The sequence below is a fragment of the Pantoea trifolii genome, assembly GCF_024506435.1.
Lineage (GTDB): Bacteria > Pseudomonadota > Gammaproteobacteria > Enterobacterales > Enterobacteriaceae > Pantoea > Pantoea trifolii.
Genome location: NZ_JANIET010000001.1, coordinates 1,939,828 through 1,961,142, shown reverse-complemented (window position 1 = coordinate 1,961,142; position 21,315 = coordinate 1,939,828). Strand labels below are relative to the sequence as shown.

Here is a 21,315-nt window from a genome sequence, read left to right as displayed (position 1 = left end):
CCTCCTTAAAATGATTTGCGAATGGTGTTGCGCAGTTCATCGATTTTGACAAACAGCGGATCAATTTCCTGACGAAAGCGGCGGCTTTTCGCAAAGATATTTAATGCACGATTATATTCCAGCATTAATTGTTTTTGCGTCTCTGTCGCCTGCGGATTATTGGCTAACTGTTGTTCCAGTTCGCTTATTTTCCCGCTGATGGTTTCAGCCTGAAGATCTATTTCCTGTGAATCCTGGCTCTTATTATCGGAGCCCTTTTTCAAGAATCCAAACATAGCGTCTCCTGCCCCGAATGGCGCCGGGCACCTCAGGTTATTACGTCATGAGTGAGTCGGAATTAGCGGAACAGCTGAATCTTTTCTACCAGCACATTGGTTACGGCATCGTTGGCCGGCACAAGGAAATTACGCACGCTGTCGTTGACCTTGCCCTTTTCAAATGTCTGCTTGCAGTTTGCGACCCACTGCACATTCATCTCGGTGCCGACGTTGACTTTCTCAATGCCGCTGCGCACCGCCAGACGCATATCTTCATCGCTGACGCCGGTTCCGCCGTGCAGCACCAGCGGCGTTTTAGTGGCATCGGTGATATCCGCCAGGCGCTGATGCTGAATATGTGCTTTGCCGGTATACAAGCCGTGCACGGTACCGATGGAGATCGCCAGCATATCGACGCCGGTTTCATCGACAAAGCGTTTGGCTTCATCGACGGTGGTAAACGCCGCATCGTTCATTTCCACTTCTTTGCCATCTTCCGAGCCGCCAATCGCGCCCAGTTCCGCTTCCACTGATACCGCCAGCGGGCGCGCCATATCAATAACACGGCGCGTATTGGCGATGTTCTCTTCAATCGGCAAATGTGAGCCGTCATACATAATTGAACTGAAGCCCGCATCCAGCGCGGTTTGAATGGCGTCTAAATCCGAACAGTGATCGAGGTGCAAACAGGTCGGCACATTACGGCTTTCCGACAGTGAGCGAATCGCATCCACCAATAATTTATGTCCGAGATATTTCGCGGTGCCAGTTGAGATCTGAATCATTAATGGACTATTGGTTTTCTCCGCTGCTTTAAAAAAGGCCGGCAGCATTTCCAGGCAGTGCAAATTAAAGGAACCGAGCGCTTTAAATTCGCGTTCTTTAGCCACCTGTAACAGATCGGTAAAGTTATAAAGTTTCATGGAGCTTTTCCTCATGGGATTTAGACTTAGTGGATTTTCCGTTAACAAACCAGGCGATGAGAGTAATAAAGGCAATAAACAGCGCGACGAACAGCCAGTTATTCTGGAAGGCATGGCCGAGCACCAGGCCGGTACTGATCACATCGGAATCACTGAAGGTGACGCCGGTAAAACCGTAGCTTTCCAGCATCGGCACCAGAATCGCCGGCAGGAAGGTGATGAACAGACCGTGCACGAAACCGCCGATCATCGCCCCGCGACGACCACCAAGCGCATTACCAAACACGCCTGCGGTGCCACCGGCAAAGAAGTTGGTCAGCAGACCTGGCAGAATCATCGCCAGACCAAACATCGGGAACACCAGCATGCCCACCACCGAACCCAGCGTGGTGGCGAGGAAGCCGACGATCACCGCGTTCGGGGCGTACGGGAACATCACCGGGCAGTCGAGCGCCGGTTTCGCATCCGGCACCAGACGCATGGCAATGCCGCGGAAAGCTGGCACCAGTTCGTTCAGCAGCAGACGCACGCCGCTATACAGCACGAACACACCGCACACGAACTGAATCGACTGCATAAAGGCGTACATCAGATAGTTCATGCCGTTGCTGTACTGGCCGATAAATTCCGGACCGGCGGCGACTGCAGGAATCAGGTACATCGGCACCATTACCACCGCCATCGACAGATAGGTGTCCTGCAGGAATTTAAAGTTGTCGGGCAGTTTGAGGTCTTCCGTGGAGCGCGAACCTTTGCCCACCACCTTCGCCACCGCCGCCGTCAGCAGGTAGCCGATGGTGCAGAAGTGACCGAGCGCCACGTCGTCGGAATCGGTGATACGACGCACCACCGGTTGTGCCAGCGCAGGCATCACAACCGCCATAATGCCGCCAAAGATGCCGCCGGTAAGGATCAGAGGTAAGCCTGTCAGCCCCGCTTTATAGCCAATCACCGCACCGATGGTCGCCATCCACAGCAGCGCCTGACCGGTCAGGAAGATGTATTTGAACGGTGTCAGACGCGCAATGATGATGTTGACGATAAAGATCACCAACAGCGTCAGCGCCACTTCAGAACCCAGCTCGCGGTTTGCTAACCCGGCAATGGCGGCAACGTCGGTGATATAACCCTGCATGCCAAAACCGTGGGTGAAAATGGTGTTCAGGAAGGTCAGCGTACCGACAATAATGTTGATACCGGCCATCATAATTAAGAAACCAAGCAGGGTTTTAAAGGTGCCTTCCACCACCTTGCCCGCCGATTTTTTTTGCAGTAGCAGACCAATCAGGGCAATAAAGGCGATCAATATTGATGCCTGCCCCAATAAGTCTTTTACCAGGAAGTCGATCACACTATTCATGATTAGCAACCTTTAAGTTACGTTCTTTCATAAACGCCACGATTTTCTCTTCAATTTCCGCTTTGTCGGTTAGCTTATTGAGAATAATCACCCGTTTGATCTGTTCCGGGCTGGCATCGGCATTTAACACATCAGCAAAGGCTTTCTGAGTTAAAATCATGTCGGATTTAAAGGCGTTGGCTTCAGAAATGGTGGTGTGATCGATATCAGCATCAATTTCGAGTTTCTTTAATACTGACTTGGCGCTCATCTCAATCGCAAAGCTTGAACCCAAACCACATCCACAGACACATAATATTTTCAGCATGGCTATTTCCTCACAGAATTTGCAGTTGTTTAGCGAGTTTATAATGATGCCCTTCCGTATCGACCAGGCGTTTTTTCATGCTTATTAAATCAATCGGAATCGGTCGATTACTGCCATTAATAATCACCGCTTTGTTGCGCATTCCCGACTGAATACAACGCGCGACTTCACTGGCCATAATGGTGCCCTGATAAATCTCTTCACAGGTAGGATCGCCATTACGCAGGCCATAACCGATAATTGTTTTACGAATACGCACACCAATTAACGGTTCAATTTGTTTAATTAACGTATCGATAGCGCCCTGAAAGCCCGGCGAATATTCTCGGGTGTAGCCTTCTGAGCACAAAATAATGACGCTGTTCTGCGCCGCCAGCCGCTGCGTGATGCGCTCGGCCAGCTCTTGTGGTGCAATCTGGCATTCCGGGATCAGCGCGAAATCCGCATTGGATTTGATCGCCGACTGCAAGGTTAATTCCCCGCAATAACCGCCCAGCAGTTCCACCATAAACACACGACCGGTTAAGGCGCGGCCGGTATTGCGTAATTTCGCCACCTCTTTTAAAACCTGCTCGCAGGCGGTGGAGAAACCGATGCTGTAATCACTGCCAAACACATCGTTATCGATGGTCATGCCGACGCCAAAACAATTGACGCCAAATTCACTTAGCGTATGCAGGAATTGTAATGAGCCATCGCCGCCCGCCATAATTAATACATCGATGCGCAACGACTTAAGGTGTTTGGCGATGGTTTCATATTCCGGACGAATTAATTTTCTGCTGGTTCGTCCCGATTGCATTACCGGAATAGCGGCGATGGCGTAATCCACTAAATCGCGCTGGGATATTTCCTGGTGATTGTTTTCCAGCAATCCCGGAATGCCACCGTTAAATAACACCATTTCCGCCTGGGTTAAGCGCGATATTTGATACACAAAGTTATTAATCCCGGTGACATCGCCACCACTGATCACCATGCCAATTCTCATTGTCATCATCCTTTATGCTGTGCGTCTGGAATTCATTCTTCCGATTAACGACATTGTTATTTGCAACGAATGTCACAGTTTTGCGATGAATTCCCCGAGTGAGATCATTGACAGCATCCCATTCAGGCTAAATTCTGTGATGTAAATCACACGCCACTTTTCACCTTAAATCATTAATAACAAATAAAATCATAGGTTTATATTTATTTTGCGTAATAAAACCGGTGGCTTAAATAAACACCTTACTCGCTGTTTTTCTTTCGATCTATTTTGTGATTTCCCGCGCATTTTTATCGGTTCATGAGGCTTATTCCGTATCAGATAAAGGGATAATGATTACGTGCGTTATTTATGCGTCAGGTCCAGTGAAGGATTGACTCAATGCCGATGCACTTGTCCAATACCGTGGCAGATAAAAATAAAGAAGAGAAAAGTGAGCATGCAGAAGGATATGTTGCGTCAGTTAGCAGAGGTGGTTGGCGAGAAACAGGTATTAACCCATGCGGATGATAAAGCCTGGTACATAAAGGGGTTCCGCGTCGGACGCGGTGAAGCGCTGGCGGTGGCGTTACCGCAAACGCTGTTGCAGCTGTGGCAGACGCTGCAGGTTTGCGTGGCGCACGATGCCATTGTGCTGATGCAGGCGTCGAATACCGGCGTTACCGGCGGCTCAACGCCCGACGGCAATGATTATGACCGCGATATTGTGATCATCAGTACCCGCCAGCTCAAAGGCGTGCAGGTGATTGATCAGGCGCGTCAGGTGATTGCTTTCCCTGGCACCACCTTGACCGAACTGGAGCACACCTTGCAGCCGCTGGGTCGTGAGCCGCACTCGGTGATTGGCTCGTCCTGCATCGGCGCGTCGGTGGTCGGCGGCATCTGCAATAATTCCGGTGGCTCGCTGATTCGGCGCGGCCCCGCTTTCACTGAAAAATCCCTGTTCGCCCGCATTCACAACGATGGGCGTTTAGAGATGGTCAACCATCTCGGCATCGAGTTGGGCGACACACCTGAAGTGATGCTGGAAAACCTGACGCAGCAACGGTATCAAACCGGTGAGCAACCCGACTGGCAGGGAAAAATCTGGGCGGATGATTATGCCGACCGACTGCGAGATGTGGCCGCAGATTCCCCTGCACGCTTCAATGGCGATTTGCGTTACCTGCACGACAGCTCAGGCAGCGCCGGTAAAGTGGTGGTGTTCGCCGTGCGCTTGCCGACCTTTGAAGCCAGCACCGGCAGCGATACTTTCTACATCGGCACTAACGATGAGAGCGTGCTGGTGGCGCTGCGCCGTTTCCTGTTAACTAGGATGAGCGAGCTGCCGCTGCAGGCGGAATATATCCATCGCAACGCCTTCGATTTAACCGTGCGCTACGCCAAACATATGTATCTGGCGATACGCAAACTGGGTCCGCAGGCCATTCCGCAGATGATGGCCAATAAAGCCAAATGGGATGTGCGCGTCAGCCACCTGAAATTCCTGCCGCGCAATTTTGTTGATCGGGTGCTGCAATTTTTCAACCAGCTAACCCCGAGCTTTATCGCGCCGCGCATCATGGATTACCGCAACGAGTATCAACATCATCTGATGATCAAAGTGGAGTCGCCGCAAACCGCTGAATTACTAAGCTTGTTACAGCAGTTCTTTGCTGAGCAGCAAGGCGGCTTTTTCCTCTGCAATGCGCGTGAAGCGGCGGATGCATTTTTAGTGCGTTTCGGCGTCGGCGGCTGCACCATTTCCTACTGCGATGCGCTGGGCTACAACCCCAACGAACGGCTGGTGGCGTTTGACGTGGCGCTGCGCCGCAATGATGACGCGTGGCGTTTGACGCTGCCGGATCATCTGGCAGCGCAGGTGCAGGTTGATTCGTGCTGCGGGCACTTCTTCTGCTTCGTCAATCATCAGGATTACGTGCTGAAGCCGGGCTACGACGCGAAAGTGTTTAAGGAAGAGGTGAAGCGCTATCTGGCGCAGCGCGGCGCGAAGTATCCCGCCGAGCACAATGTCGGACACCTCTATCAGGCATCGTGTGAACATGTCGAGCACTGGAAACAACTTGATCCGACCAACAGCTGTAACCCGGGGATTGGCAAAACCAGTAAGAAGAAGTTTTGGCGGGAGATGTAGCATCGGGGTTTCGTAGGGCGCGCATTTATGCGCACCTGGTCACCAAAATCAACCAGCGATGCCGTTCGCGCAGCAGACGCTGGTGCAGTTGCTGAAGCTGCAGCAGCGTCAGAGCCTGAATGGCAGCGCGATTGAGCGTCGCCAGGCCGTGCTGCTGGCGCAGGGTGTCGAGAGCGGCTTCGCCGTTGTCTTTGCTTATGCATTGCGTCATTAAGCTTGCCTGCCATGCCGCCAGCTTTTCCGGCGAAATTGACGCAATCTCCACAACCATCTCACGCATAAAGCGTTTGCAGCGACCCAGCAACGCGCGCCAGGTGATATCCGGTGATTGCAGCGCCAGCATCAAGCCATCCACATCCGCCACCCGCTGATAGCGCGCCGACACCACATATCCAATTTGCTGATCCACGCGCAACCGCTGGAAGAAGCGCGTTTCCAGCATCAGCGCCAGCACGCGCAAAGCGGCCAGGCTGGCATCGTCGGCCTGCGGTAACGGCATAAACAGCAGCAGCGCCTGATCGCGCCCGTCGCAGGCGATGGGCACGATGCCGTGTTGCAGTTGTGCCGGCGGCGTGTCGCGCGCCAGTTGCGGCGTAAAATCGCTGAGCAGATGCGCCACGCGCTGGCTTAGTGCGCTATGGGTGCCACACCATGCTGCCAGCCAGTGCGGCGAGGGCGATGGCTTGATCAAGCGAGTAGGCAAAGCGGCGAGCAGCTGACGAATGACGATGGAGTGTGTTGTCGCTGCTGATTGTGCCAGCACCGGCGTGTTCAGCGCCCGTAATGCCTGATGCACGCTTAACAACGCGCGCTCTTCGGATGCGGGCAGATTGAGCAGCAGCTGCCAGCTTCCCTGCGTTGGTTGCCAACTGCCATTGCCGCCGGCGTGACGCAGTTCCGCCAGCATCGGGCGCAACTGGCGCTGCCGCGCCTGCGCTTCTTCATCGCTCAAGGTTTGATAAAACGCCGGACGCAGCAGCAGCGTTTCGACCTGTTTTACCGGCGCAATAATCGGCAACGTTTCCGCCACGGGCGGAAGACGAGGGAGCTGAATGCCGCCTGAAGCGGGATAGAAGTGAAACGCTGCGGATTCTGCCGCATCCGGCAATGCCGGCAGCCATTCAGCCAGCTGCAGGGTAAAGCCCTGCGTCTGATGCGGTGCGCCGTCGACGTGCTGCTGGGTGAGCAGACGCGTACACGGCCATTGCGGCAACGCGGCGGCAAAATCCGTGAAGTTTTCAGTAACCGCTGAGCCAGGCGCGAAGCCGAACGCGCGGCCGCGCAACTGTTCCAGCGGCGACAAAGCTGCGAAATCTTGCTGGGCGAGTTGCGCATAGTGCTGCAGCTGAATCGCATTGCATGCAGTTAACGCCGCCAGATGCTGCCAAACGCGTTGCTCAAGCTGTTGCGCCTGTGCCGATGAAATACGCCCGGCACTAAAACGCAGCGCCAGTAAGGCATGTTGTTCATCTTGCCATAACCATTGCACATCAAAGATTTCGCATAACGCCTCAGCCCGCAATTGCGCCAGCAAACTGCCCGGCGCTTCGTCTTGCCAAAACACCTTAAGCAAGGTGACATTGTCACGTACCGTCTGTTCATCGCCCGAAATCAATAACGTCAGCCATAAATTTTCTTCATCGCCTAATTGCAGCAAACGATCGCCGGGCAGCAGCGCAGGTTTAACAGCCGCAGCGCGTTCTCCGCCCGCCAGCAAGCTGCCGCCATAGCGCGTCGCCAGCTGTGCTAACTCATCAAGTGATTGCGATCCTTGCAGCCAAAGCTCCATATTTTCAGCGCGATAGAATCGGTGATGGAAATCGCGTAATGCGGATTGCAGCTCCGTGACATTGTCACCAAACGCACGCCGACTGCCGACGCGAAAGCGCTGAAAGCGTCCCTTTAGCTTATCTACGATGGCCGCTTCACTCAGCGTGTCGATATGGTTTTGCAGCAGTTGATACTCTGCCTCAATCACCGCTGCTTCCTGCTGAATCGCCCGCGTCGTCAGCAACGGGGACGCCAACATATCGCACAGCCGCTGCACGCCTGCAGACAATGCTGAAGCTGGGAGCTGAAAGAAATAGGCGCTGCGGCTCAACTGCGTGGTGGCATTCACCTGGCCGCCCTGCTGCTGCAGCCAGGGCATCAGGCGATGCTCGCCGTTAAAGTTTTCGCTGCCACAGAACAGCAGATGTTCCAGCAGATGCGCCAAACCCGGCCAGCGATCGGCTTCATCCAGACTGCCGGCCTGCACGCGCACCAACGCCGCCGCCTCACGCGCGTCGGGCTGATGATAAAGATGGCAGCGCAGGCCGTTGGCAAGCGTTAGCTGGCGCGTGTTCATCAGGTAACGCGCTGCTTGAAGATCAGTTCGGAGTTGCTGCGATTGCGGAACTGCAGCTGCTGGATTTTGATGTCGCTGCAGTTGGCCTCACGCCGTGCTTCGAGGATCTTGCCATGATGCGGCGATTTGCTGCACACCGGATCGGTGTTATCCGCATTGCCGGTCAGCATAAAGGCCTGACAGCGGCAGCCGCCAAAGTCTTTCTCTTTCTCCTCGCAGGAGCGACAGGGTTCCGGCATCCAGTCAAAGCCGCGATAGCGGTTGAAACCAAACGAGTTGTACCAGATATCGTCCAGCGTGCGTTCCAGCACCGACGGGAACTCGACCGGCAGCTGACGCGCGCTGTGGCACGGCAACGCGGTGCCGTCTGGCGTGACGCTGAGGAAGATCGATCCCCAACCGCCCATGCAGGGTTTCGGACGCTCTTCGTAGTAATCCGGCGTCACGAACAGCAGATTGGTGAGATTACCGGTGGCGCTCATGCGCTGACGATAATCGGCCACCACCGCTTCGGCGTTGGCGATCTGTTCGCGCGTCGGCAGCAAACCTTCGCGATTGAGCTGCGCCCAGCCGTAGAACTGGCAAGTTGCCAGCTCGACATCGTCGGCTTCCAGTTCGATACAGAGATCGATGATTTTGTCGATCTGGTCGATATTGTGGCGATGCAGCACAAAGTTCAGCACCATCGGATAACCGTGCGCTTTCACCGCTTTTGCCATCTCCAGCTTCTGCTGGAAGGCCTTTTTCGCCCCGGCCAGCGCGGCGTTCAGCGTTTCATCACTGGCCTGGAAACTGATCTGAATATGATCGAGCCCGGCATCAGCAAAGGCGTCGAGTTTTTTCGCCGTCAGGCCGATGCCGGAGGTGATCAGGTTGGTGTAGAAACCGAGATCGCGCGCGGCGCGGATCAGTTCCGGCAGGTCTTTACGCGTCAGCGGTTCGCCGCCGGAAAAACCGAGCTGCACGCTGCCCATGGCGCGCGCCTGACGAAACACCTCAATCCACTGTTCGGTGGTCAACTCTTTCTCCTGCTGGGAAAAATCCAGCGGATTGGAGCAATACGGACACTGCAGCGGGCAGCGATAGGTCAGTTCTGCCAGCAGCCACAGCGGCGGCGTCACGCTTTTACTCGGGTTCACGACACTGTATCCATTTTTGTTCGATGGCTGATTGCAGGAACTCTTTAACGTCATCGCCGACGCCGCCCGCATCCGGGAAACGCGCATCCAGCGTGGCAACGATCGCCGCCACATCCTGTTTGCCATCCACCAGCTCGAGGATCGCCACCGCGGTTTCGTTCAGTTTGGCCATGCCTTCAGGATAGAGCACCACATGGCTGTCTTGCGCCGCTTCCCACTGCATGCGGTAGCCGCGACGGAAAGCCGGAATCACATTATCTTTCATGTTGTTATACCAGTCTTGTGCTGTGCCAGGACACCTGATCGGTGACCGTATGATAAGGCGGACGTTGCAGCGCATACGCCATGGTCATGGCATCCAGCATGGTCCAGAGAATATCGAGCTTGAACTGCAGGATCTCCAGCATGCGGTTCTGCTGTTCGGCACTGGTGAACACTTCAAGCGCCAGCGCCAGTCCATGCTCTACATCGCGGTTCGCCTGGCACAGACGGCTGCGGAAGTAGAAATAGCCTTCCTCTTTGATCCACGGATAGTGCTGCGGCCAGCTGTCGAGGCGCGACTGATGAATCTGCGGCGCGAACAGTTCGGTCAGCGAGCTGCAGGCCGCTTCCTGCCAGTTGGCACGACGCGCAAAGTTAACGTAGGCGTCAACCGCAAAGCGCACGCCCGGCAGCACCAGCTTCTCCGACAGCAACACCTCACGATCCAGGCCCACCGCTTCACCCAACTGCAGCCAGGCTTCAATGCCGCCTTCGTGTCCGTTGCTGCCGTCGTGATCGAGGATGCGCTGCACCCATTTACGCCGCGTTGCCGCATCCGGGCAGTTCGCCATGATCGCTGCGTCTTTCAGCGGAATATTGGTCTGATAATAGAAGCGGTTCGCCACCCAGCCCTGAATCTGCTCGCGCGTCGCATCGCCATTGTGCATGGCAATGTGGTACGGATGATGAATGTGGTAGAACGCGCCTTTGTCGCGCAGCGCCTGCTCAAACGCGGCGGGCGATAACGCTTCAGTAATGATCACGATGCAAACTCCTGCAGATGAATCGCCATACCATCCCAACTCACTTCAATGCCCTGCTGCGTCAGATAGGCGCGCTGTGGCGATTGCTCATTAAGGATGGGATTGGTGTTGTTAATGTGAATCAAAATCTTGCGTTTGGCCGGCAGTGCGGCCAGCAGCGCCATTAAACCTTGTTCTTCAGCCAGCGCTAAGTGGCCCATCGCTTTGCCGGTATTTTTGCCGACGCCGGTAGCGAGCAGCTCGTCGTCCTGCCACACCGTGCCATCAATCAACAGGCAATCGGCTTTTTGCAGCCACGGCATGATCACCGCATCCGGCTCGCCAAGGCCCGGCGCGTACAGCAGCGTTTGGCCGTTGTCGGTGTTTTCAATAAACAGCGCCACGTTGTGGCCCGGCAGCGGGCGATCGCGATACGGCGAATACGGTGGCGCGTTGCTGAGAATCGGGATCGCGGTGAACTGCAAACTGTGGCAGACATCAACGCGAAACGGTTCCAGCGGCGTTAACGCATGATGCTGCAAGCCGCCATTCCAGTGCTGCAACATGGTGAAAATCGGGAAGCCGCTGGTGAGATCGCCATGCACTTCCGGCGTGCACCACACCTGATGCGGACAACCTTCGCGCAGGCTTAGCAAGCCGGTGGTGTGATCGATTTGGCTGTCGGTCAGAATGATGCTGCCAATCGCCGTGCCGCGCAGCACACCCTTTTTGATCAGTTCTGGCGTGTGGGCAATTTGCTGGCTGATGTCCGGCGAGGCGTTACACAGCACCCAATCTTCACCGTTGTCGCTGACAATGATCGAAGATTGCGTGCGCGCCTGCGCCTGGATGCTGCCGTTACGCAGGCCGCTGCAATTGGCGCAGTTGCAGTTCCACTGCGGGAAGCCGCCGCCCGCCGCTGAACCGAGGACTTTAATAAACATGAAAGTTGACCAGAGAGAGAAAACAAAATGCCCGCACGAACGGCGGGCAGAAGTCTTAGCGGTTGGAGATGTACAGAGTCACTTCCAGGCCCAGACGCAGGTCAATAAACGCAGGTTTTTTCCACATAATGGTCTTCCTCTTAAAGCTAAAATGCAGAGAAATCTCTGCTGAAGTGAATTGCGGTTGTGACTTGGATCACATCGCAATCCGTACGCGCGCAGATGTTGCGCCAATGTAGCGAGCAGATCAACCCTGATTCGGTAAGGGAATTGTGTTAATCCTGCCAAATTTGTTGCAACACGCGCTGCCAGTTGCCCCATGCGAGCTGATCAAGTGCTGTTTGATCGTAGTCGAACGAACGCAACAACGCATAAAGATGCGGTAATCCGCTAACATCTTTCAGCGCATCAGGCACGCTGATGCCATCAAAATCGGATCCCAGCGCCACATGATCGCGGCCCATTATCGCGATCAGGTGCTCAACATGTTTAACAATTTCGATCAATGCGGTGTCGCTGTCGCGTTTTCCATCGCTGCGCAGGAACGCATTGCCAAAATTCACACCCACCACGCCGCCGCTGTCGCGAATGGCGCGCAGCTGATCGTCAGTAAGATTGCGCGGCTGCGCGCAGAGCGCATGCGCATTGGAGTGCGTTGCCACCAGCGGTGCTGTTGACAGGCGCGCGGTGTCCCAGAAGGCTTTCTCGTTCATGTGCGACATATCGATCAACATGCGATGGCGGTTGGCTGCGGCGATCAATTGCTCGCCTTGTTCGGTCAAGCCCGGTCCTGTGTCCGGCGAGCTGGGGAATGATCCACTGACGCCTTCGCCAAAGCGATTAGGCAGATTCCAGAACGGCCCGATGCTGCGCACGCCCGCTTTGTAAAACGCATCAAGCGCGACGCCATCACCATCAAACCCGTCTGCGCCTTCAATGTGCGCCACCAGCGCCAGCACGCCGTCAGCGCGACAGGCGGCAATATCTGAGGCACGGAGACATAAACGCGCGCGACCGTCAGATTGCGCCGCCAGCGTTTTCAGGATGTCGAGTTGCTGCCAGAGAATCGCCAGTGGATCGAGATTCTCCTCCGCTCGCTGCGGCGCCACCTCTTTGACATAGCGCGGTGGCGGCACGAACATCGCGAACAGCCCACCAGCAAAACCGCCCTGCTGCATGCGCGGAAAATCGAGGTGGCCCTTTTCGATGCCGTGAAAAAATGCCTGTGCCGGATCATCGCGATGATGCAGCCACAGATTGAGAAGCAGGTCGTTATGACCGTCGAAGGTTTTTAGCAACATAGGGGGATCTTGACGAAACAACATGCCGCCATGCTACGCGCGCGCTGCTGTTTCGCCAAATACGGGCGCACAAAGGGTTAGTTCTGCGCAACCTTTAAGCCGTGATAGAAGGTTGGTTTCACATCCAGATGTTTTTGAATTAACCCGTATTTCTGGTAGAAATCGGCGGTCTCCTGCTGTTGAGCGATGGTGGCATCATCAATGCTCTGCCAGTGCGATTTGCGCCGTGAGAAGGATTTCGCCGCCGCCTCTTTCGGGAAGCCGATGATTTTCGCCAGTGTGGTGGAGTACTCATCGACATGGCTGTTGGCCCAACGATCGGCAGCCGCTAAACGATTGACGTAATCCTGCAGCGCCGCGCGTTTCGCCTCATCTTGCAACGCGGCGTCGGTAGCGGCGAGGAAGCTGTTGCCGCTGGACAAGCCAACGCCGTTCACCAGCACACGTCCGGTATTTGTCACTTCCGCCAGCGCGGTATAAGGATCCCACGTTGACCAGGCATCCACCGAACCGTTAGCCAGCGCAATGCGCGCATCCGCCGGCGTTAAGAAGCGCCATTTGACGTCTTTATCGCTGACGCCCGCCTGCTCCAGCGCTTTGAGCGCCTCAAAGTGGCCAATCGATCCGCGTCCGGTGGCGATATTCTTGCCCTTCAGCTCGGCAACGGTTTTGATGGGCGAATCCGGGCTAACCAGCACCGCCAAACCTTCGGGTACCGATTTGCTCACCGCCACCGCTTTCACCTGCGAACCGGCCGCTAGCGAGAACAGCAGCGGCGCATCACCGATAATACCGGCATCTACCGCACCGGCATTCAGCGCTTCCGCCAGCGGTGCCGCCGCCGGGAATTCGGCCCATTGGATTTTATAATTGAGGTTGTTCAACTGCTGCGCCGCGGCCATTTCCGCGTGCATATTTCCCTTCTGATCGGCAATGCGCAGCGTCACGGTTTCTGCCGCTGTCGCGCTGCCCGCTGCCACGATCAATAGTGCCAAAGCTGCTCTTTTCATTGTGTTTTATCCCATCGCGCAAAACCCCAGCCTAACCCGTGCGCGCCAAATGACCGATGCCGATTTCGCATGAGATATGCCGCGTGGCGCATAAAGGTTGTCACTTTTGCGCGTAGGGTTGTCAGCAATGCGCGAGCCGCGCCGCGTGCTGCTGGGTGAGACTGAATACAACATCACAAGGAGATCGTTATGCTCATGCAACCCGCTGCAAAATATCGTCCGTTTCCGGTCATCGACTTACCCGAGCGTCAATGGCCATCGCGCCAGCTGACGCAGGCACCGCGCTGGCTCTCTACCGATTTACGCGATGGCAATCAGGCGCTGGCGACGCCGATGGACAGCGCGCGCAAGCTGGAGTTCTGGCAACTGCTGCTGCGCTGTGGCTTCAGGGAGATTGAGGTCGCGTTCCCGGCGGCATCGCAGACCGATTTTGATTTTGTCCGTTTGCTGATTGAGCAGAACCACATTCCAGACGATGTGGCGATTCAGGTGCTGACCCAGGCGCGCAGCGACCTGATCGATCGTACCTTTGAGGCGCTGCGTGGCGCACCGAACGCCATTATTCACCTGTACAACGCCACCGCGCCGCTGTTCCGCGAGCGCGTGTTCCGCCAGAGCAAAGCCGAGATTATTGAACTGGCCTGCGCCGGTGCGAGGCAAATTCGCGCCCGCTGCGAAACGCAACAGGATACCGCGTGGACTTTCGAATATTCGCCAGAAACCTTCTGCTTTACCGAACCGGAGTTTGCGCGGGAGATTTGCGAAGCGGTGGCGGCGATTTGGCAGCCGGGCCCGGCGCGTCCGATGATCATTAACCTGCCCGCAACCGTCGAAGTGAATACGCCGAACGTCTATGCCGATCAGATTGAGTACTTCTGTCGCCACTTCAGCCAGCGATCGCAGGTGTCGATCAGCGTGCATCCGCATAACGATCGCGGTACCGGCATCGCCTGCGCCGAGCTGGCGCTGCTGGCGGGTGCCGATCGCGTCGAAGGCTGTTTGTTCGGCAACGGCGAGCGCACCGGCAACGTCGATATCGTCACGCTGGCGCTCAATCTCTACACCCAAGGCGTGGCGCCGCAACTCGATTTCAGCGATATCCAGCAGGTGCTGGAAGTGGTGACGCGCTGCAACCAGCTGCCGGTGCATCCGCGCCATCCATATGCCGGTGAGCTGGTGTTTACCGCCTTCTCCGGTTCGCATCAGGATGCGATTCGCAAAGGCTTTACCGAACGCGCTGAGCGTGAAGAAACCCTGTGGCAGATGCCCTATCTGCCGCTCGATCCTTTGGATATCGGTTGCAGTTACGAAGCGGTAATCCGCGTCAACAGTCAATCCGGCAAAGGTGGCGCCGCGTGGCTGCTGGAGCAGAATCACGGCCTGCAACTGCCGCGCGGCTTGCAGCAGGATTTCAGCCGCCTGGTGCAGCAGCAAACCGACCAGCACGGTCAGGAGATGACGCACCATGCGCTCTGGCAGCTGTTTTGTCAGCATTACGGCTTAACCCAGCCCGTGCGTCGTTTACTGGAAGCGGAAAGTCACAGCGACGATAAAGGCGAAACGCGCTTCAAAGCGCGACTGCAACAGGGCGCGCAGCCGGTGACGCTGGAAGGCAAAGGCAACGGCTTGCTCTCTGCCGCCGTCAGCGCGCTGCGTCAGCGCTATGATGTAAACATCACCATTGAGGATTATCACGAACACACGCTGGGCAAACGTAGCGACAGCCGTTCGGTCACGTACATTAGTTGCATTAACGCACGCGGTGAACGCGCGTGGGGGGTGGGCATTGATAACGATGTGGCGCGCGCTTCATTGCAGGCGCTGCTCAACGCAGCGCACGCTTGTCTGCCGCAGGAAAGTAGTTCGCTGGCGTAACGCCGAGCACGCGACGAAACATCGCACTGAAGGCGCTCGGGCTGTCGTAACCGAGATCGAGCGCCACCGTCAGCACGCTTTCGCCTTGCGCTAAGCGGGTTAACGCCACGCTCAATCGCGCGCGGCGCACCCAATCGCTGAACTGCAAACCGGTTTCGCGGCTGAAATGCCGCGCCAGCGTGCGTTCCGCCACACAAAGTTGCGTAGCCGCGCGGGCCAGCGTCCAGTTTTCGCCGGGTGCTTGCTGGATGTGCTGGCACAAACTCAGCAGCCGCTCGCTCTCCGGCAGCGGCAGGCCAAACGGCAGCACATCCATCACGCGGATCTCATCGAGGATCAACTCGTAAATCCGCTCGGCGCGGCTGCCGGAAACGTACTGATCCGGCAGCGGCAGCGCGCTGACAATCAACTCGCGCAGCAGCGGCGAAATCTGCACCACCTGACAACTGGCGGGCAAATCGGCGCGCGCCAGCGGATCCACAAACAGCGTGCGCGCCGCGACTGCGCCAACGATGTGCAGCGCGTGACGCGTTCCCGCTGGCAGCCAGACGCCGCGACTCGGCGGCACAATCCAGCTGCCGTGCTGCGTTTCCACTTTCACCACGCCGCTCAGCGTGTGGATCAGCTGCGAGCAATCGTGGTGATGCCACGGCTCCGCGTCACCATGCGCATAATCATGCGCATAAGGCACCAGCGGACGATAGGCGAAGTCGAAGTTGAGCCGCGCACTCATGTTAGCGTTTCAGATATTGATAAACCGCCGCCAGATCTTGCTCGCCGTAACCGGCGTCCACCGCTTGCTGCCAGACATCCACGATGTTTTCCAGCGCCGGCAGTTTGCTGTCGCCTGCCGCATCCAGCGCCAGTTTGGCGTCTTTCAGCGCCCACACCAAATGCATCTGCGGCGTGAAATCACCGCTGGCGATCATGCCGAGTTTCATTTTGGCGTACGGTGCCGCCAGCGGACCGCCATCCAGCACTTTCCACAGATCGTCGGTGCTGAAACCAAACTCTTCCGCCAGACGGGTACTTTCTGCCAGGCTTTGCATCAGGCCAATCAACCAGCTATTCACCACCAGCTTCATACGCGAGCTAGCGCCCGCCTCGCCCAGCCACTGCGTGCCTTTACCGATTGCCGCAAACACCTGCTCGGCGGCCTGCGCTTTACTCTGATCGCCGCTGGCCATCACCAGAATTTGCGCATTTTCGGCCGGCGCTTTGGTGCCGGAAACCGGTGCATCGATAAACACTACATCCGGACGCGCGCTTTTGAATTCAGCGATCAGTTGATCGGTGGCTTCCACGCCGATGGTGCCCATCTGACAAATCGTCGCGCCCTGCTTGAGCGCGGAGCGGGCATCGTTCAGCGCCTGCCGCGTAGTATCGCCGTCGGCCAGCATGGCGATCACCACATCCGCGCCTTCTACCGCTTGCCCGGCGCTATCGGCCAGCGTGATGCCAGCATCCAGCAGATCTTCGCCTTTCGCACGCGTACGGTTCCAGCCGCGTACCGTGAAGCCTTTTTTCAACAGGTTAGCGGCAAACGCATGGCCCATCGCGCCCAATCCCAGTACCGCGACAACAGGTTGTTGACTCATCATTCCCTCTCTTTTGTGCTTTCAGACAAAACCGCCAGACTGACAGAATTTCCCTGACGCAGCCAGGCCAGAGATGCGATGGAAAAACATTTTCAACACCGCAATTATTAATAATCCGTCATACTATTAACGCTGTTCAAACAAATGATAAAACGATTAACATACGCGCCATTAATGTTCCATTCGGTACATTCCACGCCCTTTTTACGGTCTTTCATAATGAAAATAGCTTTACTGCGACAGGCTTCGTTGCTGATGCTGCCTGCGATGTTGCCGGTCTCAGCGCTGGCGGCGAACGCAGCCAATAACACCATGGTGGTGAGCGCGGCGCCGTCCGCATCCGGACTTTCTGAACTTGATACACCAGCCGCCGTTAGCGTGGTTTCTGGCGACGATATGCGCCATGCGGCACCGCGCGTCAATTTGTCAGAAAACCTCAGCAGCGTGCCGGGTTTGCAGATACAAAATCGCCAAAATTATGCCCAGGACCTGCAGATTTCGGTGCGCGGTTTTGGTTCGCGTTCCACCTTCGGCCTGCGCGGTATTCGCATGTATGTCGACGGCATTCCAGCCACCATGCCCGACGGCCAGGGACAAACCTCTAACATCGATATCGGATCAATCGATCACATCGACGTGCTGCGCGGCCCGTTCTCGGCGCTGTATGGCAACTCGTCGGGCGGCGTGATTAACGTTGAAACCGAAACCGGGCAGCAACCGACCACGCTGGAAGCCAGCAGCTGGTACGGCAGTTACGGTAGCTGGCGCAACAGCGTTAAAGCCAGCGGCGCGACCGGTGACGGTACGCAAGCCGGCGACGTTAATTACACGGTTTCCGCCTCACGCTTTACCACGCACGGCTTCCGCGATCACAGCTCGGCGCAGAAAAATCTCGGCAACGCCAAACTCGGCGTGCGCATTGATGATGTCAGCACCCTGACGCTACTGTTCAACAGCGTTCACGTTGATGCGCAGGATCCGGGCGGTTTAACCGCCGAACAGTGGAAAGAAAATCCGCGTCAGGTCGCCAGTAACGTGACTTTGTACGACGCGCGTAAAACTGTCGATCAAACCCAGGCGGGCCTGCATTATCAGCGCCAGATGAGTGAAAACGACGACCTGAGCGTGATGATGTACGCCGGTGAACGTGAAACCACGCAGTATCAATCGATTCCCAAAGCTACGCAGCTGCGCCCAGGTTATCCCGGCGGCGTGATCTCTTTGTCTCGTCATTATCAGGGCATCGATACCCGCTGGACGCACCGCGACGCGCTGTTCACCATTCCGGTAACTTTCACCGGCGGCCTCGACTATGAAACCATGACCGAGAAGCGCAAAGGTTATCAGAACTTTAGCGGCGATGAACTGGGCGTGCAGGGCGAGATGCGTCGTAACGAACGCAACCTGATGTGGAACCTCGATCCTTATCTGCAAACCGCATGGCAGTTGACCGATAAATTGTCGCTGGATGCCGGTGTGCGCTTCAGTACGGTGAATTTCGACTCGAATGACTATTACGTCACCTCAACCGATCCGGATGACAGCGGCAATCGTCGCTACCATCGCTGGTTGCCTGCCGCTGCGCTGAACTACGCCATTGATAACAGCTGGAATGCCTATGTTTCTGCTGGTCGCGGCTTCGAAACGCCGACGCTGAATGAGTTGTCCTATCGCGCCGCCGATCAAGCCGGACTGAATCTCAACCTGCAACCCGCCACCAGCGAAACGGTTGAACTGGGCAGTAAAAAACGCATTGGCAATGGCCTGTTAACTGCGGCGATTTTCCAGACCGACACCAAAAACGAGATCGTTTCCGACAGCAGCTTTGAAGGCCGCACCAGTTACAAAAACGCCGGTGAAACCCGCCGTCGTGGATTGGAACTCGGCCTCGACCAGCAGTTTGGTGAAAGCTGGCGCTTCAAAGCCGCATGGACCTTGCTGGATGCCCGCTATCGCTCAAACGCCTGCGGCACCGAAAGCTGCGACGGCAACCGCATTCCCGGCATTGCCCGTAACATGGCTTACGCAGGATTGGCTTACGCGCCCGATCAAGGCTGGTATGCCGGAACCGATGTGCGCTACCTGAGCGATATCGCGGCGGATGATGAAAACGATGTGAAAGCGCCGTCTTACACCGTGGTCGGCGTAAACAGCGGTTATAAGTGGCTGGTACAGAACTGGACGCTGGATCTGTTTGGCCGCGTCGATAACCTGTTCGACCGCAACTACATCGGTTCGGTGATCGTCAATGAAAGCAACGGCCGCTATTACGAACCGGCACCGGGCCGCAATTACAGCGTGGGCCTGACGGTGAGTTACGCGTTTCAGTAAATAACCCGGTTATCATATGAAATAAAAAAGCCCTGCTAGAAATTGCGGGGCTTTTTTATATATCGGTCACCATAAATGGCGACCCTACGAAAAATTACTTCAACAACGCCAGCACATCATCGGTGGTGCCGGTTTCGCCCAGGCGTGGGAAGATGCGCTCGACGCTGTTTTTATGCGTTTCGGCATTCAGGCAGGTCATAGCATCGATTGCCAACGTGACGTTGTAACCCAACTCATACGCCTGACGCGCCGTGGATTCCACACCGATGCTGGTGGCGATACCGCAAATAACCACTTGCGTGATGCCGCGCTGCTGCAGCTGCTCATGCAAATCTGTGTTGTGGAATGCGCCCCAGGTTTTTTTGGTGATAGCGATATCACCGCGCTGCTGCGCCAGGTCCGGCACCAACGTGGCCCAATCGGCAGGCAGTTCGCCACCATGTTTCGGCTGCTCATTACGGCCAGGCGCGCCGCCCGCAACGTTCACCAGCACCACCGGGCGCTTTTGGCCACGGAAGGCATCGGCCAAACGCGCTGAGCGCTCAATCACTTCGTGAGCTTCTAACGGTGCGACAGGCAGCGCGACAATGCCGTTTTGCAGGTCAATTACAATCAGCGCGGTGTTGTCGTCAAGGGTAGTTAAAGCCATGTTGAGTCCTCTCAGGATTATTGGTCGGCAAGTCGTTGCAGTAAGGGAATCGCGGCCAGCAGCGTTTGCTGTTCGTGCGCGTTCAACTGCGTCGCAATGCTGTTTAGCAACCAGTCATCACGTTGTGCGCGGTTGGCGGCGATCAGTTTCAGGCAAGCATCGGTGGGTTGATAGCGGGTTTTGCGGCCATCCAGCGGATCGGCGGTGCCCTGCACCATACCCAGCGTCTGCAAGCTGGCCACGGTGGCGCCCATCGACTGCGTGCGCACACCTTCCAGCGTAGCCAATTCCGTTACCGTCATGGCACCATCCCGCACCAGATAGCCGAGTACCGATACCTGCGGCCAGGTGAGATCGCCCGGCGGCGCCGATTCCCGCAGGCGACGCGCCAGTTTGCCATTGATGCTGCGCAGTAACGCCGCCGCGCTGTTGAGGTCGCTCATGGCACCTTCTCCTTACTGATGAGCCGCGAGTATATAAATACGAAGGCAAACTGGGTAGTTTACCTTCGTATCAATTTGTAATTGTGCCGGGTTATGAGGGGGTCGCCATGAATAGCGACCCTACGGGCGCTGCAGATAATGAATCAAACTGTGGAAACGTAACGGCGTGCTGAGAGGATTGCGGTAGCTGTGTGGCGTATCGGCAGCAAACTGACTGGCTTCGCCCGCAAGCAAGCGCCGCCATGTGCCTTCCACACCCAACAGCAGTTCGCCGTCCAGCACCACCACTTGCTCAATCACTCCACTTTCATGCGCCGATGAATCGCTCTGCGCGCCACCCGCCAGCGTCACTTCCAGCAGATCAAAACGCAGTTTGGCATCGTACGGTAGCAGCGGCTTAACCTGCATCTGTGCATTGGGCTGGCTGAAGGTCGCCACGCTGCCCGGCGGTTGATCGCTGCCCTGCACAAAGAAGGAAAACGGCACGTTAAAGCCGGTGGCGATTTTCCACAGCGTCGCCACCGTGGGGCTCGATTCGCCGCGCTCGATCTGGCCGAGCATCGCTTTGCTCACGCCGGTGCGATCCGCTGCCAGCGTCAGGCTCCAGCCGTTGGCCTGACGCAGCTGTTTCAGCGCCAGACTCAAATGTTGATGCAAATTTTCCATGTGTTCTCCCGAAAAGCTCGCGCGCAGTGTAACACT

21 protein-coding genes are annotated in these 21,315 nt (G+C 56.3%); 3 read left to right on the top strand and 18 right to left on the bottom strand.

Translation table 11 applies throughout. From position 1 onward, the window contains the following. Positions 1-5: 5 nt before the first annotated feature. From NQH49_RS09130 to NQH49_RS09110, 5 genes are all read right to left on the bottom strand, one after another. Positions 6-275: a hypothetical protein gene (locus tag NQH49_RS09130; RefSeq protein WP_008110081.1), complete on the bottom strand. Its 270-nt coding sequence runs from the start codon at positions 273-275 to the stop codon at positions 6-8. Positions 276-337: 62 nt separating this feature from the next. After that, complete coding sequence (locus NQH49_RS09125) at positions 338-1,180, bottom strand: class II fructose-bisphosphate aldolase (RefSeq protein ID WP_008110083.1); 843 nt, start codon at positions 1,178-1,180, stop codon at positions 338-340. After that, positions 1,167-2,540, bottom strand: a complete 1,374-nt coding sequence (locus NQH49_RS09120; RefSeq protein WP_008110085.1) for a PTS sugar transporter subunit IIC — start codon at positions 2,538-2,540, stop codon at positions 1,167-1,169. The genes NQH49_RS09125 and NQH49_RS09120 overlap by 14 nt, the downstream gene beginning before the upstream one ends. Further along, positions 2,533-2,847, bottom strand: a complete 315-nt coding sequence (locus NQH49_RS09115) for a PTS sugar transporter subunit IIB (RefSeq protein ID WP_008110086.1) — start codon at positions 2,845-2,847, stop codon at positions 2,533-2,535. Before NQH49_RS09115 ends, NQH49_RS09120 begins: the two co-directional genes overlap by 8 nt. Before the next feature lie 10 nt (positions 2,848-2,857). After that, on the bottom strand, positions 2,858-3,838 hold the full coding sequence (locus NQH49_RS09110) for a 6-phosphofructokinase (RefSeq protein WP_256696386.1): 981 nt from the start codon (positions 3,836-3,838) through the stop codon (positions 2,858-2,860). 439 nt (positions 3,839-4,277) lie between these two features. On the opposite strand from NQH49_RS09110, the gene dld reads away from it, so the two are divergent. Continuing rightward, complete coding sequence (gene dld, locus NQH49_RS09105; protein WP_256698405.1) at positions 4,278-5,972, top strand: D-lactate dehydrogenase; 1,695 nt, start codon at positions 4,278-4,280, stop codon at positions 5,970-5,972. 25 nt (positions 5,973-5,997) lie between these two features. On the opposite strand, the gene pqqF is transcribed toward dld, so the two are convergent. From pqqF to NQH49_RS09065, 8 genes are all read right to left on the bottom strand, one after another. Beyond that, positions 5,998-8,319: a pyrroloquinoline quinone biosynthesis protein PqqF gene (pqqF, locus tag NQH49_RS09100; protein WP_256696385.1), complete on the bottom strand. Its 2,322-nt coding sequence runs from the start codon at positions 8,317-8,319 to the stop codon at positions 5,998-6,000. Next, positions 8,319-9,458, bottom strand: a complete 1,140-nt coding sequence (gene pqqE / locus NQH49_RS09095) for a pyrroloquinoline quinone biosynthesis protein PqqE (RefSeq protein WP_256696384.1) — start codon at positions 9,456-9,458, stop codon at positions 8,319-8,321. The genes pqqF and pqqE overlap by 1 nt, the downstream gene beginning before the upstream one ends. Then, positions 9,445-9,723, bottom strand: coding sequence for a pyrroloquinoline quinone biosynthesis peptide chaperone PqqD (gene pqqD / locus NQH49_RS09090; protein WP_061720121.1), 279 nt, complete (start codon positions 9,721-9,723; stop codon positions 9,445-9,447). The genes pqqE and pqqD overlap by 14 nt, the downstream gene beginning before the upstream one ends. Positions 9,724-9,727: 4 nt before the next feature. Next, positions 9,728-10,483, bottom strand: coding sequence for a pyrroloquinoline-quinone synthase PqqC (gene pqqC / locus NQH49_RS09085; RefSeq protein WP_256696383.1), 756 nt, complete (start codon positions 10,481-10,483; stop codon positions 9,728-9,730). Beyond that, the gene (gene pqqB / locus NQH49_RS09080) at positions 10,480-11,406 is read right to left on the bottom strand and encodes a pyrroloquinoline quinone biosynthesis protein PqqB (protein ID WP_256696382.1); all 927 of its coding nucleotides are present in this window, start codon (positions 11,404-11,406) and stop codon (positions 10,480-10,482) included. Before pqqB ends, pqqC begins: the two co-directional genes overlap by 4 nt. Before the next feature lie 55 nt (positions 11,407-11,461). Next, positions 11,462-11,533, bottom strand: a complete 72-nt coding sequence (gene pqqA / locus NQH49_RS09075) for a pyrroloquinoline quinone precursor peptide PqqA (RefSeq protein WP_002905689.1) — start codon at positions 11,531-11,533, stop codon at positions 11,462-11,464. Positions 11,534-11,681: 148 nt separating this feature from the next. Then, entirely contained in the window at positions 11,682-12,707 is a 1,026-nt protein-coding gene (locus NQH49_RS09070) for a dipeptidase (protein WP_256696381.1), read from the bottom strand. A 77-nt stretch (positions 12,708-12,784) separates the two neighbouring features. Beyond that, entirely contained in the window at positions 12,785-13,717 is a 933-nt protein-coding gene (locus NQH49_RS09065; RefSeq protein WP_256696380.1) for an ABC transporter substrate-binding protein, read from the bottom strand. A gap of 189 nt (positions 13,718-13,906) precedes the next feature. Between NQH49_RS09065 and leuA the strand changes: the two genes are divergently transcribed. Then, on the top strand, positions 13,907-15,592 hold the full coding sequence (gene leuA / locus NQH49_RS09060; RefSeq protein ID WP_256696379.1) for a 2-isopropylmalate synthase: 1,686 nt from the start codon (positions 13,907-13,909) through the stop codon (positions 15,590-15,592). Here leuA and NQH49_RS09055 read toward each other — a convergent pair. Beyond that, positions 15,543-16,325: an AraC family transcriptional regulator gene (locus tag NQH49_RS09055; RefSeq protein WP_256696378.1), complete on the bottom strand. Its 783-nt coding sequence runs from the start codon at positions 16,323-16,325 to the stop codon at positions 15,543-15,545. The genes leuA and NQH49_RS09055 overlap by 50 nt on opposite strands. A 1-nt stretch (position 16,326) precedes the next feature. Beyond that, on the bottom strand, positions 16,327-17,190 hold the full coding sequence (locus NQH49_RS09050; RefSeq protein WP_256698404.1) for an NAD(P)-dependent oxidoreductase: 864 nt from the start codon (positions 17,188-17,190) through the stop codon (positions 16,327-16,329). Between the two features lie 219 nt (positions 17,191-17,409). Between NQH49_RS09050 and pqqU the strand changes: the two genes are divergently transcribed. Continuing rightward, the gene (pqqU, locus tag NQH49_RS09045; RefSeq protein WP_256696377.1) at positions 17,410-19,521 is read left to right on the top strand and encodes a TonB-dependent receptor PqqU; all 2,112 of its coding nucleotides are present in this window, start codon (positions 17,410-17,412) and stop codon (positions 19,519-19,521) included. A gap of 94 nt (positions 19,522-19,615) precedes the next feature. Here the strand turns inward: pqqU and NQH49_RS09040 are convergent, their stop codons facing one another. The 3 genes from NQH49_RS09040 to NQH49_RS09030 form a co-directional block, all read right to left on the bottom strand. Continuing rightward, the gene (locus NQH49_RS09040) at positions 19,616-20,170 is read right to left on the bottom strand and encodes an isochorismatase family protein (RefSeq protein ID WP_256696376.1); all 555 of its coding nucleotides are present in this window, start codon (positions 20,168-20,170) and stop codon (positions 19,616-19,618) included. A gap of 17 nt (positions 20,171-20,187) precedes the next feature. After that, positions 20,188-20,613: a MarR family winged helix-turn-helix transcriptional regulator gene (locus tag NQH49_RS09035; protein WP_256696375.1), complete on the bottom strand. Its 426-nt coding sequence runs from the start codon at positions 20,611-20,613 to the stop codon at positions 20,188-20,190. Between the two features lie 120 nt (positions 20,614-20,733). After that, on the bottom strand, positions 20,734-21,279 hold the full coding sequence (locus tag NQH49_RS09030; RefSeq protein WP_256696374.1) for a helix-turn-helix domain-containing protein: 546 nt from the start codon (positions 21,277-21,279) through the stop codon (positions 20,734-20,736). Positions 21,280-21,315 lie beyond the last annotated feature (36 nt).

Coding starts and splice junctions, on each gene's coding strand:
- NQH49_RS09115 (WP_008110086.1), bottom strand. CDS start 2,847: ATGCTGAAAATATTATGTGTCTGTGGATGTGGTTTGGGTTCAAGCTTT.
- NQH49_RS09110 (WP_256696386.1), bottom strand. CDS start 3,838: ATGAGAATTGGCATGGTGATCAGTGGTGGCGATGTCACCGGGATTAAT.
- leuA (WP_256696379.1), top strand. CDS start 13,907: ATGCTCATGCAACCCGCTGCAAAATATCGTCCGTTTCCGGTCATCGAC.
- NQH49_RS09050 (WP_256698404.1), bottom strand. CDS start 17,190: ATGAGTCAACAACCTGTTGTCGCGGTACTGGGATTGGGCGCGATGGGC.
- pqqB (WP_256696382.1), bottom strand. CDS start 11,406: ATGTTTATTAAAGTCCTCGGTTCAGCGGCGGGCGGCGGCTTCCCGCAG.
- pqqF (WP_256696385.1), bottom strand. CDS start 8,319: ATGAACACGCGCCAGCTAACGCTTGCCAACGGCCTGCGCTGCCATCTT.
- NQH49_RS09065 (WP_256696380.1), bottom strand. CDS start 13,717: ATGAAAAGAGCAGCTTTGGCACTATTGATCGTGGCAGCGGGCAGCGCG.
- dld (WP_256698405.1), top strand. CDS start 4,278: ATGCAGAAGGATATGTTGCGTCAGTTAGCAGAGGTGGTTGGCGAGAAA.
- NQH49_RS09055 (WP_256696378.1), bottom strand. CDS start 16,325: ATGAGTGCGCGGCTCAACTTCGACTTCGCCTATCGTCCGCTGGTGCCT.
- NQH49_RS09120 (WP_008110085.1), bottom strand. CDS start 2,540: ATGAATAGTGTGATCGACTTCCTGGTAAAAGACTTATTGGGGCAGGCA.
- NQH49_RS09035 (WP_256696375.1), bottom strand. CDS start 20,613: ATGAGCGACCTCAACAGCGCGGCGGCGTTACTGCGCAGCATCAATGGC.
- NQH49_RS09130 (WP_008110081.1), bottom strand. CDS start 275: ATGTTTGGATTCTTGAAAAAGGGCTCCGATAATAAGAGCCAGGATTCA.
- NQH49_RS09070 (WP_256696381.1), bottom strand. CDS start 12,707: ATGTTGCTAAAAACCTTCGACGGTCATAACGACCTGCTTCTCAATCTG.
- pqqD (WP_061720121.1), bottom strand. CDS start 9,723: ATGAAAGATAATGTGATTCCGGCTTTCCGTCGCGGCTACCGCATGCAG.
- NQH49_RS09030 (WP_256696374.1), bottom strand. CDS start 21,279: ATGGAAAATTTGCATCAACATTTGAGTCTGGCGCTGAAACAGCTGCGT.
- NQH49_RS09125 (WP_008110083.1), bottom strand. CDS start 1,180: ATGAAACTTTATAACTTTACCGATCTGTTACAGGTGGCTAAAGAACGC.
- pqqU (WP_256696377.1), top strand. CDS start 17,410: ATGAAAATAGCTTTACTGCGACAGGCTTCGTTGCTGATGCTGCCTGCG.
- NQH49_RS09040 (WP_256696376.1), bottom strand. CDS start 20,170: ATGGCTTTAACTACCCTTGACGACAACACCGCGCTGATTGTAATTGAC.